We start from the raw sequence: 17,287 nt of genomic DNA on the forward strand, positions 1-17,287 counted from the left end.
AATTAATAAACCATTATATATCAGACATTTACTATGTAAAATTGTGGAAAACTAGCGCTAAAATTGATCTCTAAAAATAATTATTAACATTCCAAATTTATTTGAAAAAAAAGAACAAAAAAAGTAGCAAACTAACTACGTCTCAGTCCTTAAGGTCTAAATCTAAATTAACCAAAATAATAGCTAATTACAATCTTTAGTTCATATATTTTTAATATTAAATTTATAAGAATTTAAAGCCAACTTAACATCATTGCTAATGGACGATTCAACTTATTTATGTCCAACTGTAAAACAAAAATCTATATAATTTATCCGAAAGAAAAAAACACATTGTAACATATGAGATTAATTGTGAGCTCCAAAAATGCGATACTATAGAAACAAAAAAGGAGGTCCATATGGATCTCCTTTTTTGTTTCTATAGTGTATAACTTTTATCCGACCATTGAACTGGTCAATTTTCCATTACAAAGTTTTTTAGCTTCTGCTATGATCGCATTTGCATCGTAGTGCGCATTCTTCCACTGTGCATTTTGTTCAGCATGCTCAATGATCTTATCCGGAATACCTAAACGAACCACTTGGCTATGATATCCATGATCTGCCATAAACTCCAATACAGCGGAACCTATACCCCCTTGTAAACTTCCATCTTCAACCGTGATAATTTTATCAAACTTTTTAAAGACCTGATGGAGTAAGACTTCATCTAATGGTTTAGCAAATCGAAGATCATAATGTGCTGGGTGTATCCCCAATTCATTCAACTGCTGTACCGCTTTAACGGCTTCATTTCCTATAGCGCCAAAGCTCAATATAGCAAGCTCTTCTCCATCCGTTATAAGACGTCCTTTTCCAATTTCAATTTCCGTAAACGGGCGACGCCAGTCTGGCATAACACCATTTCCTCTCGGATATCTAATAACAAAGGGACCTTTATTGGGTAACTGAGCTGTATACATTAAATTTCGTAACTCTTCCTCATTCATCGGCGCAGAAACCGTCATATTTGGAACACAGCGCATAAATGCGATATCATAAGCGCCATGGTGTGTCGCACCATCCGCTCCTACCACGCCCGCACGGTCCAAACAGAAAACGACGTTCAGATTTTGCAATGCAACATCATGGATTACCTGATCATAGGCCCGTTGCATAAACGATGAATAAATATTACAAAATGGCAATAGTCCCTGAGTTGCAAGTCCAGCACTGAAAGTAACAGCATGTTGTTCGGCAATACCAACGTCAAATGCACGCTCAGGCATAGCTTTCATCATAATATTCATGGAAGAACCGGATGGCATTGCAGGTGTTATACCCACAATCTTATCATTCTCTTCTGCAAGCTCCACCAAGGTATGTCCAAAGACATCCTGAAATTTGGGAGCCACCGGTTTGTCACTTGATGATTTCTTGATCTCACCGGTAATTTTATCAAATAAACCTGGAGCGTGCCACTTCGTCTGGTCTTTCTCCGCCAACGCGAAGCCCTTTCCTTTGATAGTGACAGCATGTAATAATTTGGGACCTGGTATGTGTTTAAGATCTTCAAGCGTTTTAGCCAATTTTTTGACATCGTGCCCGTCAACTGGTCCAAAGTATCTAAAATTTAAAGATTCAAATAGATTAGCATTTTTCAGCAAAGTTCCCTTTATGCTTTTTTCAAGTTTTTTGGCAATGCCAAGTGCATTGGGACCAACTTCTGAAATCTTTGTCAATACTGCTGCTATATCGTCTCTAAATCTGTTGTATCGCTTAGAGGTGGTAATGCTTGTCAAATACTCCTTTAATGCGCCAACATTCGGATCTATCGACATGCAGTTATCATTTAAGATCACCAAAAGATTTGATTTAGAAATTCCAGCATGATTCAATGCTTCAAATGCCATTCCTCCCGTCAAGGCACCATCACCGATTACGGCAATATGCTGACGGTCTTTCTCACCTTTTATCTGAGAGGCAACAGCCATACCCAGCGCAGCAGAAATAGATGTTGACGAGTGACCAACACCAAATGCATCGTATTTAGATTCAAAACGGTTCGGAAAGCCCGAAATTCCGTTCTCAATTCGATTTGTATAAAATATATCGCGGCGACCTGTTAGGATTTTATGCCCATAAGCCTGATGACCTACATCCCAGATCAATTGATCGTATGGGGTATTCATTACGTAATGTAACGCCACCGTTAACTCGACGACTCCCAAACTTGCTGCAAAGTGACCACCATTAACCGAAACCTGATCAATAATAAATTGACGTAATTCCTGACTTAACTGTTCTAATTGGTCTTCCTTTAGCTTTTTAAGATCAGAGGGATCGTTTATTTTACTTAATAGTTCTCCAGCCTCAAACTGCATAGTACTGCTATTTACATGATATGTTCGTACAAAGTAACGACAATTTTATTTAATCTTTAAAATTAAATCGCATTTACATATTGAGGTACAACAAATAAAATAATGAATAGTTTGTATCGAAGTTATTCCAAAAGATTTTATATGTAAATTTGTATAAGATATGCAAGTAGAAGAAGGCTACGAAATCAAGCTTCCTCAATTTGAGGGACCTTTTGATTTATTATTATTTTTTATCGAACGGGATGAATTAAATATCCACGATATACCGATTTCAAAGATTACAGATGATTTTTTATCGTATGTGAGCCAAATGCAAGCGCTCAATATGGAAATGGCAAGCGAGTTTATCTTTGTTGCTTCGACACTGATGCGTATTAAAGCTAAAATGCTCTTGCCTCGTCTAGATCTAGATGAAAATGAGAATGAAATCGATCTTAGAGAAGATCTTGTTCAAAAACTTATTCTCTATAAGCAATTTAAAGAGACCTGTGACGATTTGAGAGTCTTGGAGGAGGATCGTCTCAAACTATACAATCGAGGCAACATACGCTATGATATCCAACAAAGACTAAAATTAGATTCTACCGGAGAAAATTTGGATAGCTTCGACCTTTATAGTCTAATGATGATTTACGAGCAAATGATGTATCAATTCCGTAATCGTCCCCCTGAAGTAACACATACAGTTGTCAAATATCCATACACCATTGAACAACAGAAGAAAGCAATAGCCGAACTAATTGAAATCAATAAAAAATTAGATTTTCAAGAAATTCTTAAAAACTCAGAAAATAAAATACAGTTTGTCTATAACTTTTTAGCAATTCTTGAAATGCTGCAACAGAGATTATTACAGATCGAAGTGGGCTTAGGCTATAACAATTTCAATGTAGGTGAAAGAGATCCAAATGAGGTAGAGGAACTCCGGCTTGAGGAGCAAGAAGCATAAAAAAAGACCTGTTTTGAACAGGTCTTTTTCGTATTAATCTTTTTTCTTAAAAGCATTCCAACCCTGGGCTGTTATCGGATAAAGATTCCCTGATTTGGAAATCATTTCACAGCCTTCAGTACTTGGGGTCATATAACCAATAATGCTAATATCCGGTAAGTTTTTGATTTTATCATGATCAGCCTGAGCTATTGTGAACAGTAGTTCATAATCTTCACCGCCATTAAGTGCAGCTACGGTTGGATCAATGCCAAATTCCCGCCCCGTATCATAAGTCATCTGATCCAATGGAATTTTTTCCTCATATAATCTGCAACCTTTGTCAGATTGTCTGCAAATATGTAGAATTTCTGATGCAAGCCCGTCTGAAATATCCATCATCGCTGTGGGCTTGATCCCTAGCTTAGCAAATAATTCAACAATGTCTTTACGGGCTTCAGGTTTCAATTGGCGTTCAACGATATAATCTTTTCCCTCTAAATCAGGCTGTACATTTGGATTTTCTAAATAGATATCCTTTTCACGCTCCAAGAGCTGTAAGCCCATATAAGCTGCCCCCAGATCACCAGACACACACAAGAGATCACCTTCCTGCGCACCATTACGATAAACAATCTGATCTGTATCAGCATAACCAATGCTTGTCACAGAAATAACCAAACCCTGGGCTGAAGCCGAAGTGTCTCCCCCAATTAAGTCGACATTATATTTCTTACAGGCAATCAATGCTCCCTGATAAATCTCTTCTACAGCTTCCAATGGAAATTTTGAGGACAGACCTATTGAAAAGGTAATTTGTGAAGCTATTCCGTTCATCGCGTAAATATCGCTCAAATTGACCTGAACAGCTTTGTAACCTAGATGTTTTAACGGAACATATCTAAGATCAAAATGAATCCCTTCCAACAGTAGATCAGTAGATATCAAGGTTTTTTTACCTCCAAAATCTAGAACAGCAGCATCATCTCCAATCCCTTTAATTGTGGATTTTTCTGTTATTTCTACAGCTTTTTTTATATAATCAATCAAACCGAACTCACCCATTTCTTCCAAATTGGTTCGCTCGGTGTTATCAAAATCAAACATGCTAAAAAGTTTAAAAGTTTAATATAGATAATGCCAGCTGATAATCATCTCCCACAAATATATCCGGATGGCATTACAAAATAAGTTTTACTATAAGACCAATGCTCCTCTGCTTATATATTGGCCTCTTTTCATTGAACTGCATATAAACAGCTCAACGAAATCATTATTGATCATTGAAAACCAATCAGTTATTATCTTGGTTATGATCAAAAATTATGCAGATTTCTATAAGCCTAAACTTGCCGATATTTCCAACATACGTTCAATAGGACGCTGGGCTCGGAGAATAACATCCTCGGGAAGAAGGATTTCAGGCGATTCATACTTCAGACAGTTATATAGCTTCTCAAGCGTATTAAGCTTCATATGTGGACAATCATTACATGCACAGGCATTATTAGGAGGTGCAGGAATAAAAGTCTTATGTGGACTTGCTTTTTGCATTTGGTAGAGAATACCTGATTCTGTAGCAACAATATAAGCCTGGGCCGTATCTGTCTGGGTAAATTTAAGCATGCCGGCAGTCGATCCCACATAATCGGCTATCGCCAGTATATGATCTTCACACTCCGGATGGGCAATAAACTTAGCATCAGGGTACTCGCTTTTCAAACGATCAATTTTATCTTGAGAAAAAATTTCATGGACCATACATGCACCATTCCAAAGCACAAGATCTCGTCCAGTTTTCTTTTTAACGTATGCTCCGAGATTACGATCCGGGCCAAAAATGATTTTCTGATCCGCTGGCAGGCTCTCTACGATCTGAACAGCGTTACTAGAGGTACATACGATATCGGAAAGCGCTTTCAATTCCGCTGTACAGTTTACATAAGTGATGACCAAATGATCAGGATATTGTTCCTTAAATTTAGCGAAAAGATGAGGTGGGCAAGAATCTGATAGCGAACAACCTGCTTTGGCATCTGGCAGAAGAACCTTTTTCGTCGGTGAAAGTATTTTAGCCGTCTCAGCCATGAAATGTACTCCAGCAAAAACAATTACATCGGCATCAGTTTTCGCAGCTTCCTGGGATAAACCAAGGCTATCTCCTATATAATCCGCTATATCTTGAATTTCAGACTCTTGATAATAGTGAGCCAAGATGACAGCGTTCTTTTCTTTCTTTAACCGTTGGATCTCTTTAATCAAATCCAGTGAGGGATCAATCGGAGCATCGATATAACCTTTTGCTTGAAGCTCATAATTTACAATTTCCATGCGAGTAGTTTCAACTTTTATGAACAGCAAAAATAAGCATTGTTAGATATATAAAAGTCAATTAAAAGCAAATTAATCAGGTCGTGGTAATATACCGCTCGCTTGAATGTGATCCATTATTAGATAATAACGGATAAAACACTGATATAAAACCTCTTATTAATAAAGAATAGATTGCAGCGGATCTACCGAGCCTAGCTTATAGGATAATGTCAGTTTTCAAATTTGATCGAACAACTACAACTGTTGCCCAATTACATGATCTTGCAGCACTGACAGTGAAATACCTATTTAAAAAATACAAATTAAACGTTTATAATATTAATAGTTAAATTAATTTATATAAAGTTTAATCACACAATATTATGCCCATATAAACTCTTTTAGACTTGAATATTTAGGAAACTATTCAAACTCTTCATTTATACTAAAAGCTGAAAGGGTTTATTTCACATTATTTCGATCTTCGAAAATCAGTTTCATCCGCATCCAACCTTCATAGCCTAAGGAACGTTTTTAGGCATATTACAAAACAATGAAAAATATAGCACAAAAGGAAGCTTTATTTATTAACATTTCAGATTAAAAAACGTTTTTGAGCTCGTATAGGAGAGATTAATGGATTCTGGATTGATCAATAATTTTATATCAAATTCTCAGCGGGTTTATTTTGTAAATTTGGAGTAAACTGTATATGCCTGCAGCATTGAAAACGTACAAAATAGCTTCGAAAACAAAATAAACGCTCTCAGAATCGTCTATAGGATATTGTATCATCACCTTCCCTAAATATGCCATTCTAATCGCAAATATTTGAAGTTTATATATTTTCCGTTTACCAACCACATACAGCAACGGAGGCCAGAATTGGGCAAAAATCAATTTTCACCAATAAAAATACGTCATAGACAATCAATACAAAACAATAATTTCTGGAATAAGTGCTTTTACATTTACATATAAAAATACTAGCAGCATGTAGAAATGAATATAGGAATGTAGGGATGTAAATTTAAGCCAATTCAGGGTCAATAGCGTTGAATGAAATAGTTCAAATAAAGCCTATAAGAATTGGATATTTATAAGAAAATCTAAAAGAGTCGGGTAGAAACGAATCTAGAAGAGAGTAATTCGCGGAAATTGAAATAAACGACTAAATGATGCGTACAGCATCCAAAATAAAGTGGATGAGAATTAAATATTGGCTACTATAATATAAGATAGTGAATTTATTTAATTCTAAGAGGCTTAAATGAAATTTTCACAATTCAATTTTACAAAATTCAAGAATAAATGAAGAATCCCACCAAAATAAAATAAATTATACCGAGTATCAGATTAGAATCCCGTAAATAGCTCCCTCAAAAGCTCAATATAACAGAATCCGAGCGTATATACGGCTAGACCAAGCATCTGGCAATAATTATGGTACAAAGCGCAAAAAATTCAACAAATACAACTTAAAAGATACTAACTAGTATAATAAAGAAATATAAATTTGTTAAAAAATATAAATTTTCATATTTATGTTAAATTTAGTGAATTAAACCGATTAATAGTCAAATATATAGATAATATTACAAGATAACACTAAATATGCCACTGACAACGCGCTTTCAAAGCAACTTAGTCGCTTAGAATTAAATATTCGAAACAAATAGCGAATCAAGTCAATATATTCAATCTATAAGAGCTTTATTTTAGAAAAATATGCCCTGAGAATGATATAAAAAGATACTCCATAACAATAATCCAGAATATTCGAATCTCACTGATCTAAATTTGGATAATTCCTCCATCTAATGGATGTTGGGCTGCAAATATAGTAAGATTGTTTGTTCTACAATAAATTATTTGAAGAAATTATTTACAATCCAAAATTATAAACAAGCAAATTTTAAAATTTCACTTAGATCGCAAAAAATTCACTATTTAAACGCATAGAATGCAATAAAAAGCACTGAAAACAAATTTTGTAAAAATATCCAATTTTAACCGGGTTTATTTTTAAACAATAGCCTTGAGATTCTGTTTAAAATTCAATTCCGCCAAAACCAAACGGATATTATAGCCAATTCGAATACGATAACCCGATCAGGAATAAAAAATTCCAATAACCATTACGGTTCAATTTTCATTTTGAAAAATTTGTTGATAAAATTATAAGATTTCGTACTTCAATTTAAACTCGTTGAGAAGGCCATATTCTAATATTTTTAAAAAAAATAAGCAAATAAGCAATCCTAAAACGACTTAAAATCCAAATAGCAAAATCAAGTAAATTACCTTTTTAAAGAAATTTTCAAAGCAAAGATTAGTAGCTATTAGAATTCAATAAAAGAATTTATCTGGTTGAAAGCCAAAAATATTGAAATCTCATAGCACCAAAATGAGAATTAAACCATTTCTTCATCAATTTCTATCAGTTACAATCCAATAAAATTGAAATAAGATCCCATAAGGGAAAATATCCAAGTATAAAACGGCTTAAAACTAAATTTTTCCTAAAAAAAATATAAATAACGCGCTGAAACTACTTTAAATCTATATACAAAAAAAAATAAAATAAATATCCAATCCTAAAGCGCTTCAAAAGCCAATAGGAAATTAAAAAAATAATATAAACTCAACTAGAATTAAATATTTCAATAGGGGGACTTTATAATTCCCAGATATCGAAATCTAACGGCCTCTAATCGAACTTGACAAAACTAAACAAAGATTTTCGAACGTATTCCACAATCTTTTTTTTCAATAAATACTAATTATTTAAAATAGAAAATCTCTTATTGTTTATTATGGTGTGGAAAAGTGGTATAAATTAGGTTATTTCAATTTTGATTTTAGGTTTTTAGTGAGTTTTCAACAATTTTTCAACAGGATTTATCTATTAAAGAGCTGATTTTTAAAATTATAATTTATCGTATTTTTTATTTTCCATATATTTTTGTTGAATAGTTTTTGTTTAGAAAATGTGGAAATCTATGGATTTTTGTGCGGAAAAATTTTAGAAATAAGGCTTCGAAATAGGGGATTTGTGAATTGTTAAATACTTTTCATTTTTATTTAACCTTTTATTTACACGTTTTCCACATTTTTCGTTAATTTGAATCGTCACTTTTGGGGATAGTTTGTGAATTTTAATTTATATGGCAGATAGAAAGGTAGATTTTTTGGTCATTGGATCAGGTATTGCTGGATTGAGCTTTGCTTTAAAGGCATCGAAATTCGGTAAAGTATTGATAGTCACTAAGTCCAATGAGGATGAGTCTAATACAAAATATGCGCAAGGGGGAGTGGCTGCCGTTGTGGATAAGTCAGATAGCTTTGAAAAGCATATCATTGATACTCAGATTGCTGGGGATGGTTTATGCGATGTTGAAATTGTGGAAAACGTAGTGAGAGAAGCACCGGAACGGATAGCAGAACTTATTTCATATGGGACATCATTTGACAAGGAGGAATCGGGCTTGTATGACCTGGCAAAAGAGGGGGGACATTCAGCTCATCGTATTTTACATTATAAAGATATAACTGGTTACGAAATAGAGCGGGCATTATTGGCTCAAGCACATAGTGATCCCAATATTGAAATTGTAACACATTACTTTGCCATTGATTTGATTACACAGCATCATCTGGGTGAGTACGTGGATAAAAATAGGGAAGACATTACCTGTTATGGAATTTATGCTTTTAATACCTCATCACATTTAGTAGATAAGATTTTGAGTAAGGTCACCGTGATGGCCTCTGGCGGAGCCGGTCATGTTTATTCAAGTACAACAAATCCAACTATTGCGACCGGAGATGGTATAGCGATGGTGTATCGGGCAAAAGGTAAGGTACGTAATATGGAGTTTATGCAATTTCACCCTACTTCTTTATATAATCCAAAGGATTCGCCTGCATTTTTGGTATCCGAAGCTGTACGTGGATTTGGGGGAATTTTAAGGAGGATCAATGGTGAATCTTTTATGGAGGAGTACGATGAACGTGCTTCCTTGGCACCAAGAGACATCGTTGCTAGAGCTATTGATGCCGAGATGAAGAAATCAGGTATAGATTATGTTTACCTCGATATTACGCATCGGGATAAACAGGATATTATCAAGCATTTTCCAAACATTTATGAAAAGTGCCTTTCGATCGGACTGGATATGGCGAAGGATTTTATACCAGTTACACCGGCGGCGCATTACCTCTGCGGGGGTATCTATGTCGATGATTTTGGACGCAGTAGCCTTGTTAATTTATATGCTTGCGGTGAGTGTTCTTCTACTGGACTACATGGTGCAAACCGATTGGCTTCTAATTCGCTTCTTGAAGCACTTGTTTATGCACATCGTATTTTCTTAGACGCCACAAAGTCGATCGGATTGATTAACCATATTGTTGACGTTCCGGAATGGGATGACTCTAAAACTTCACTTTCAAATGAGGATATTTTAGTAAGTCATAATTTGCGCGAATGCCAAAAGATTATGAGTGACTATGTTGGTATAGTCCGTTCCGATTTTAGGCTGGAAAGAGCCCTTAAACGATTACATCTGTTATATGAGGAGACTGAAGAATTTTATCGAAATACCAGGCTTTCTGTTAAATTGTGTGAATTGCGTAATGTTATCCAAGTAGCTTATATTGTGACAAAATCAGCTATGTTGAGGAAAGAAAGTAGGGGATTGCATTATACAACGGACTACCCTAAACATTCGGAAGTACTACAGGACACAATTTTTTAAGGAATATGGCACTTATTTTACCTGTTTTGTATAAATCTCCATTGATAGCCGAAGAATGCTTCTTAGCACCTAATTCAACGATTGTAGGCGATGTAGAGATTGGGCATCACTGTTCGGTATGGTTTAACGCTGTAATACGTGGAGATGTCAATTATATTCGTATTGGTAATTATACGAATATTCAAGATGGTGCTGTTATACATTGTACCTATAAGAAATGCGGTACAACGATTGGAAATTATGTAAGTATAGGCCACCAGGCTATGGTACATGGATGTATTTTGGAAGACCATGTACTCATTGGTATGGGAGCTATCGTTATGGATAATGCTATTGTTGAATCTAATGTTATTGTAGCAGCTGGAGCAGTGGTGTTAGAAAACACCCGCTGTGAATCGGGATTTCTATATGCTGGGGTACCTGCGAAAAAGATAAAGGCACTTACTGAAGAGCAGAAAGATCTATTGCAGCAGCTACCACATAATTATGTTCTGTATAGCTCTTGGTTTTAGCTTAATCGAATTAGCAGTATTTTAAATTATTATTTTAGAATGGCCTCACTTATTCTTTTTTGAGGCCATTCAAAGAAAAGCTATCTTTTTGTTCCCAATTAGCACGTATAGTAAATACTTTATTTAGATATATTACAGGTTCCGGAAAGGTTTTCTTTTCGACATCTCCGGTATCCCAGATTCCATTATCATTGTCGTCGCGAATTACACGTATGCTATACTTTCCTCCTGGATACTGTTTGTATACGACGGTCGGATTGTTCATGTTTATTTTGTCGACGCGGTAGACTTTATCTTTTTTCTCATTGATTAACTCTACCAGATATGTTGTATTGCTATCTAGATCTGTAAAATCAAATGTCAGATCCCCATAGTTTTCACTATCGTCATAAGTCAAATCCAGCTTTTTCTCTTTATTCTGCTCGCCAAAATAGCCTGTTATGGCGCCTTCTGTAAACTCAATTTGGTACTTTTTATCTTTTCTCCAATTATATCGAATATGGTAGATATTGCTATTCGCTGTATCAACAGCAAGTTGGTAATTGGTTCGGAACAATGAGTCTTCTTTGAATTTCAACTTGGTTTTATCGATATTCTTGATCGGTGTGAATGCAGATACCTGAAGGTGTGTAATCCGATCTACTCGCCCATTATTCGGGGTAAAAATAGGATCAATTGTCTGCTCTATTTTTACATTCCCTTTTCTAATTAGAATGGTGTCCAATGGCCTTTCATTTTCTGTCAGAACTAGCTTTAGGGAGTCTATTTTTAAATTTGGAATAAACAAAGTGGCGGAGTCTGATGTATTTGAAAAGCGTACTATTTTATCCTTGTTGTTTACTTCATCATTTAGGATATTGAGTTTGGGTTTGTCCACTCGCCTGTTAAAAATAAGAAGTATACTTCCATTTTTTTCAAATTTCTTCTCTTGCGTTCTAAACTTTTTTGGGGTTCCTTTGAATATCTCCAAATTGATATTGTTTAAGTCTCGCTCTAGCACGATAGAGTCTTTTAGGAAACCTATTTCTTCATCAGCGCCATTATAGATCCTATCATTGTTCTTTTCTTGAAGTGCGTAAATGCGATAGGTTCCTTCTCTCAAATTGTTTAATTTGTAATTGCCTGCAGTGTCTGTTGTCGTAAATATATTCGCTTTCTTCTTCCCGAAAATGGAATCTTGGCTAGTGGGGATCAATAAGACTTTAACATCTTTTTGGACCTCTTTGGTCACTGCGCTTTTTACATTACCGGATATACTGAGCGAATCTATTTTGTCTCCTGTTGCGAATACATAAGCATAATTGACCAGTGCATTTCCTGCGTTATAATCGACTAGTCCTTTACCGAAATATATGCTGTAAGTTGTATTTTTTTCTAGAGAATCAGGTAAGGTAATTTCTAGATTTTTTTTCTTGACCTTGAACTCTGGGTTACTCCCCATGTCTGGCGTAATACTGAATTCTTTTTGCTGATTTGCCAGTTTGATATACTCGTCGAAAGTGATAACTATTTTTTTTGCTGTAAAATTCTTCGAAAAATTCGTAGGGCTTTCCAATAGTATTTTCGGGGGAATGGAATCTTTTGGCCCCCCCGTAGGCTGTTGTATGCTCGCACATTGTATGGACAAGCCAATGAGCATAATAAACATGCTTAAAATAAGTAATCTTGTTTTTAAGCTACTTTTTAGCCTTTTTGAACCACTTTTATTTTCTTTTAAAGAAGTTGTCATAAAAAATAGAATATTGTCTTAAATCGCTTATTTTAAGCTATGTAATATTTTATATATAAGTATTTGTATATCAGTTATTTAACTCATGTGTACCATCAATACAGTGATATCGGAAGGTGAAACACCCGAGATTCTTGAGGCTTGTCCCAGTGTACGTGGTTTTACCTTTGATAGCTTTTGTCTTGCCTCAATGGATAATGACGTTAGTAAGCTGTAGTCGAAATCAGGGTTTATTTCTCTATCTTCCATCTTCTTCATACGATTAACTATTTCCATTTCTTTATCGAAATAGCTTTCATATTTGAGATTGATCTCTGCTTGTTCGATGGTGTTGTTATCAAATTGGGATACATAGTGTGCAAAGCCTTCATCTCCTTTCAGAATATCTTGTATACCAACTTGTGGTCTCGCAAGTACATTACTCAACCTTGTTTTCTGAGGAAGAGCGCTCGAGCCAACTTCTGATAACACTGCATTCATCTTTTCGACATTGGTTGAATTTTGTTTTAGATACTCAATTATTTTAGTTGAGTTATCAATTTTGTCTTGCACTTTTTTGAGTCTTCCTTCTCCTACTAATCCCAATTTGTAAGCTAGTGGGGTTAGGCGAATATCAGCATTGTCCTGGCGCAAAAGTAGACGATGTTCTGCTCTTGATGTAAACATACGGTACGGCTCTTCAGTTCCTTTTGTTACGAGATCATCGACCAATACACCTATATAAGATTCGGATCGTTTTAGAATAAGTTCCTTATCATCGTTGATGCGTTGATGAGCATTTATCCCGGCTAGGAAACCTTGAGCGGCGGCCTCTTCATAGCCAGTAGTCCCATTGATTTGTCCTGCAAAAAATAGATGTTTCACCAATTGGGTTTCTAGGGTTAGATCCAGTTGCATTGGTGGAAAGTAGTCGTATTCTATGGCATAACCTGGTCGGTACATCTTTGCATTTTCAAAACCAGGGATTAATTGCAAAGCTTTTAATTGTACATCTTCCGGTAGTGAAGTCGAAAATCCATTGACATAGATTTCTACTGTTTTAAAACCTTCGGGCTCCACGAATATCTGATGCCTTTCACGCTCGGCAAAGCGATTTATTTTATCTTCTATAGAAGGGCAATAACGCGGACCCAATCCTTTGATACGTCCCGTAAACATGGGTGATTTTTCAAACCCAGTACGAAGCATTTCGTGAACTTTATCGTTTGTGTAGGTAATCCAACAACAGCGTTGCTCAGTAGGTATTTCTACATCTGTATAAGAAAACCGCCCTCTTTTTTCGTCGCCCCACTGTTCTTCCATTAATGCATAGTTGAGGCTTCTCCCATCTATGCGTGGTGGAGTTCCTGTCTTCATTCTTCCTGATTCGAAACCAAGGGAAACAAGTTGTTCGGTTAAACCTGTGGCTGCCTTCTCTCCTGTTCTACCGCCTCCAAATTTCTTATCGCCAATGTGAATTACACCATTTAGAAAAGTTCCATTGGTCAGTACCACAGCGTCCGATTCTATTTCTATTCCCATCGAAGTGATGACACCGCAAGCTTTTCCATTTTTGACGATAACTTCTTTTACGGTATCTTGCCACATATCTAAATTTGGAAGAGACTCCAATTGTAACCTCCATTCTTCAGCAAAACGCATTCGGTCATTTTGTGTACGTGGACTCCACATAGCTGGACCTTTCGAAAGATTGAGCATTCGGAATTGAATGGTTGATTTATCTGCTATGATACCAGTATATCCGCCCATAGCATCAATTTCTCTTACAATTTGTCCTTTTGCTACACCACCGATAGCGGGGTTACAACTCATTTGGGCTATTACTCCCATATTCATTGTGATGAGTAAAGTGGACGAACCTAAGTTAGCTGCTGCAGCCGCTGCCTCACATCCGGCATGCCCCGCACCAACGACAATTACATTATATTTTTTAAACATTTTTCTATTCTTGTTCCACGTGAAACGTGGTGTTTTTATTTCTTTGTAAATTTACGTTTTCTTTGTGTTCCACGTGAAACCTCTGGTGAAATTTTACATAAAATCAGCAAGATATAACCATCTTTCGGATTTATCGTCTATCTGTTTTTGGATAGATTGAATTTCTTCCGCTAAGGAAGAAAGTTTTAGATGATCTGTTACCTGGTTTAGTTCCTCCGTTTTTAACACTACTTGTGTTTCCAGTTTTTCGATTTCTTCTTCTAGTTTGTTATATTCCAATTGTTCCTTGTACGAGAGTTTTTTCTTTTCCTCTTTTACAATTGGCTTTACCTGTTCTTGGGTTATCCTTTTTTGTTTTTCCTTTTCTAATTTTTGGATTTCTTCCTGTTCAAGTTTAAAGTCGGCATAATTTCCATTGTATATCTGCACGATCCCCTTTCCTTCAAAAATGAAAAGTTGATCCGTTAATTTGTCTAATAGATACCTGTCGTGTGATACTAATATGAGTACTCCTTTGTAGTTGTCAAGAAAATCTTCCAGCACGTTTAATGTATCAATGTCCAAATCATTGGATGGTTCATCCAGGATTAAGAAATTTGGATTCTTCATTAAAACACGCATTAATTGAAGTCTTTTTTTCTCCCCTCCACTTAATTTGTTAACGAAACCAAATTGTTTTTCAGGAGGAAATAAAAAGTGGGTTAGCAGCTGTGAAGCCGTGATTACTTCCCCATTTGCCATTTCAATATAGTCTGCTATATTTTTTACAACATCTAATACTCGATCGTTTTCATTTACTTCCAATCCTCCCTGTTTATAGTAGCCATATACTGTGGTTTCCCCTACTGCTATAGACCCTGTATCAGGTTTTTCTTCTCCCGTGATTAAATTAAGAAAGGTTGATTTTCCAGTACCATTTTTTCCAGCTAGACCAATACGATCACCTTTTTTAAAGGTGTATGAAAAATCATGTATGATTTCTTTTGCTCCATAACGTTTGGCAACATGTTCTAGTTCGAGTATTTTTGAACCCTGTCTGCTTACTTTTACACTGAGTTGTACCGAGTCGTTTCCTTTAATTGCTTTAGATTTTTCTTCCAAGTCATAGTATGCTTCAATACGTGATTTGGATTTGGTACCACGTGCCTGTGGTTGACGACGCATCCACTCCAATTCACGGCGAAGTAGATTTCTGCTTTTCTCAACCATAACCGCATCAATAGTTTCGCGTTCGGACTTCTTTTCTAGAAAATAAGAATAGTTACCTTTATAGGTAAAGAGATTGCCCCTATCCAGCTCTCGAATCTCAGTACAGATATTATCCAAGAAGTAGCGATCGTGCGTTACTAAAAGAACGGTTTTGCTACCTGTTGTTAGTAGTTTTTCAAGCCATTCAATAGTCTCTATATCTAAATGGTTGGTGGGTTCATCTAATATATAAATATCCGGCTCGTCTATCAAAAGCTTGGCTAGCGCAAGGCGTTTTCGTTGGCCTCCTGATAAACTTTTGATATCTTGATGGAAATCCATAATGTTTAAACGATTAAGAATCGTCTTAATATTATGCTCATACTCCCAGGCATTCAATGAACTTATTTTTTCTGTAAGATCTTCTAATTTTTTCTGATCGATATCAGTTTCCAATAACAGCTCCTCGTACTCACGGATAAGACGTTGTTGATCGTTGTCTGTACTATAAATAAAATCGTTGATTGATTTTAATCCTGTGAAATCAGGATCCTGTTCTAAGAAACCAATTTTTATACCTTTTTCTTTTACAACTTTTCCTGAGGTTGGCAAGATTCGCTCTGCTAAAATAGCGAGTAAGGTTGATTTACCTGTGCCATTGATTCCGACCAAGGCCACACGTTCCCCCTTCTGGAGACCGAAATGTAAATCTTTAAAAAGCCATCGATCATGGAAGGAATGGCTTACTTGTTCTGTAGCTAAAATACTCACGTTATATCACCCTAAATTATATTCAGTCAATTTACACGCCAAAACACTACCAGGAGGTTTCTTCTCTTGGTAGTGTATATCGTGTTGATAATCAATGTTTTAATTATGTTTCTATTGATTATCAGTTATTTATATATTGAATCAATAATCGTTTTGATTGTTGACTAATTTAATCTATCGGGTGGCATACGATCAAATGCTAGCATTTGCCATCGAGTAAAATTAGTATACCCCGAGGTTGGCATGTTCATTTGGAATGCTCGCAAAAATAAAGAAATAGTTTCTTATTCGATGCGAAAAAAGCTTCGTTATTTGATTAATTGGCAATAATGATACTGCCTTGATAAAATTAATTCAATGCGTAATCAGCTATCAGATTGAAACGTGGTATTTCAACTTGAAAGCTGCCGTTGTCCAGTGTTCGGATCATATTGTAATATCCTTCCATGAATCCGAATTCGCTATTGAGATTGCAACCTGAGGTATACTGATGAGTCTGGCCAGGTTCTATAATAGGTTGTTCGCCTACCACCCCTTCTCCAGATACCTCCCTATAGTCTCCTTTTGCGTCAAAGATTTTCCAATAGCGACTTATCAATTGAACCGTGTAATCGCTGAGATTTTCTATGCTGATATGATAAGCAAACATGAAATGTTCACGGTCCGGATTCGAATACTCTGATTGATAGATGGTTTCAACCGAGATTTTTACGCCTTCTGTAATTTGTGTGATCATTTGAATGATGTTTATTGTTGCAATGAATATTTACGCTAAAATACTA

10 protein-coding genes are annotated in these 17,287 nt (G+C 35.7%); 3 read left to right on the forward strand and 7 right to left on the reverse strand.

All coding sequences use genetic code 11. The features are described from left to right. Positions 1–437 precede the first annotated feature (437 nt). A complete protein-coding gene (gene dxs, locus ACHWSC_RS11410) occupies positions 438–2,366 on the reverse strand; it encodes a 1-deoxy-D-xylulose-5-phosphate synthase (RefSeq protein WP_394676849.1) in 1,929 nt (642 codons plus the stop codon). A gap of 160 nt (positions 2,367–2,526) precedes the next feature. Between dxs and ACHWSC_RS11415 the strand changes: the two genes are divergently transcribed. After that, positions 2,527–3,315 (forward strand): ScpA family protein, encoded by a 789-nt coding sequence (locus tag ACHWSC_RS11415; RefSeq protein WP_120335635.1) that lies wholly within the window; start codon positions 2,527–2,529, stop codon positions 3,313–3,315. A 33-nt stretch (positions 3,316–3,348) separates the two neighbouring features. Here the strand turns inward: ACHWSC_RS11415 and thiL are convergent, their stop codons facing one another. Together thiL and nadA are read right to left on the reverse strand one after the other, a co-directional pair. Then, positions 3,349–4,401 carry a thiamine-phosphate kinase gene (thiL, locus tag ACHWSC_RS11420; RefSeq protein WP_394676850.1) on the reverse strand — a complete coding sequence of 351 codons (1,053 nt, stop codon included), beginning with the start codon at positions 4,399–4,401 and terminating at the stop codon, positions 3,349–3,351. A gap of 228 nt (positions 4,402–4,629) precedes the next feature. Further along, on the reverse strand, positions 4,630–5,625 hold the full coding sequence (gene nadA, locus ACHWSC_RS11425; RefSeq protein ID WP_120335633.1) for a quinolinate synthase NadA: 996 nt from the start codon (positions 5,623–5,625) through the stop codon (positions 4,630–4,632). A gap of 3,149 nt (positions 5,626–8,774) precedes the next feature. On the opposite strand from nadA, the gene nadB reads away from it, so the two are divergent. Together nadB and ACHWSC_RS11435 are read left to right on the forward strand one after the other, a co-directional pair. Then, complete coding sequence (gene nadB / locus ACHWSC_RS11430; protein ID WP_394676851.1) at positions 8,775–10,367, forward strand: L-aspartate oxidase; 1,593 nt, start codon at positions 8,775–8,777, stop codon at positions 10,365–10,367. Between the two features lie 5 nt (positions 10,368–10,372). Then, positions 10,373–10,879: a gamma carbonic anhydrase family protein gene (locus ACHWSC_RS11435; protein WP_394676852.1), complete on the forward strand. Its 507-nt coding sequence runs from the start codon at positions 10,373–10,375 to the stop codon at positions 10,877–10,879. A gap of 49 nt (positions 10,880–10,928) precedes the next feature. On the opposite strand, the gene ACHWSC_RS11440 is transcribed toward ACHWSC_RS11435, so the two are convergent. From ACHWSC_RS11440 to apaG, 4 genes are all read right to left on the reverse strand, one after another. Further along, positions 10,929–12,608 (reverse strand): Ig-like domain-containing protein, encoded by a 1,680-nt coding sequence (locus tag ACHWSC_RS11440; RefSeq protein WP_394676853.1) that lies wholly within the window; start codon positions 12,606–12,608, stop codon positions 10,929–10,931. 78 nt (positions 12,609–12,686) lie between these two features. Next, entirely contained in the window at positions 12,687–14,546 is a 1,860-nt protein-coding gene (gene mnmG / locus ACHWSC_RS11445; RefSeq protein ID WP_394676854.1) for a tRNA uridine-5-carboxymethylaminomethyl(34) synthesis enzyme MnmG, read from the reverse strand. 93 nt (positions 14,547–14,639) lie between these two features. Beyond that, positions 14,640–16,505: an ABC-F family ATP-binding cassette domain-containing protein gene (locus tag ACHWSC_RS11450; protein WP_394676855.1), complete on the reverse strand. Its 1,866-nt coding sequence runs from the start codon at positions 16,503–16,505 to the stop codon at positions 14,640–14,642. Positions 16,506–16,854: 349 nt separating this feature from the next. Then, complete coding sequence (gene apaG, locus ACHWSC_RS11455) at positions 16,855–17,241, reverse strand: Co2+/Mg2+ efflux protein ApaG (RefSeq protein ID WP_046673176.1); 387 nt, start codon at positions 17,239–17,241, stop codon at positions 16,855–16,857. Positions 17,242–17,287 lie beyond the last annotated feature (46 nt).

This window comes from uncultured Sphingobacterium sp. (assembly GCF_964277905.1).
In the GTDB taxonomy this organism is placed as follows: domain Bacteria; phylum Bacteroidota; class Bacteroidia; order Sphingobacteriales; family Sphingobacteriaceae; genus Sphingobacterium; species Sphingobacterium siyangense.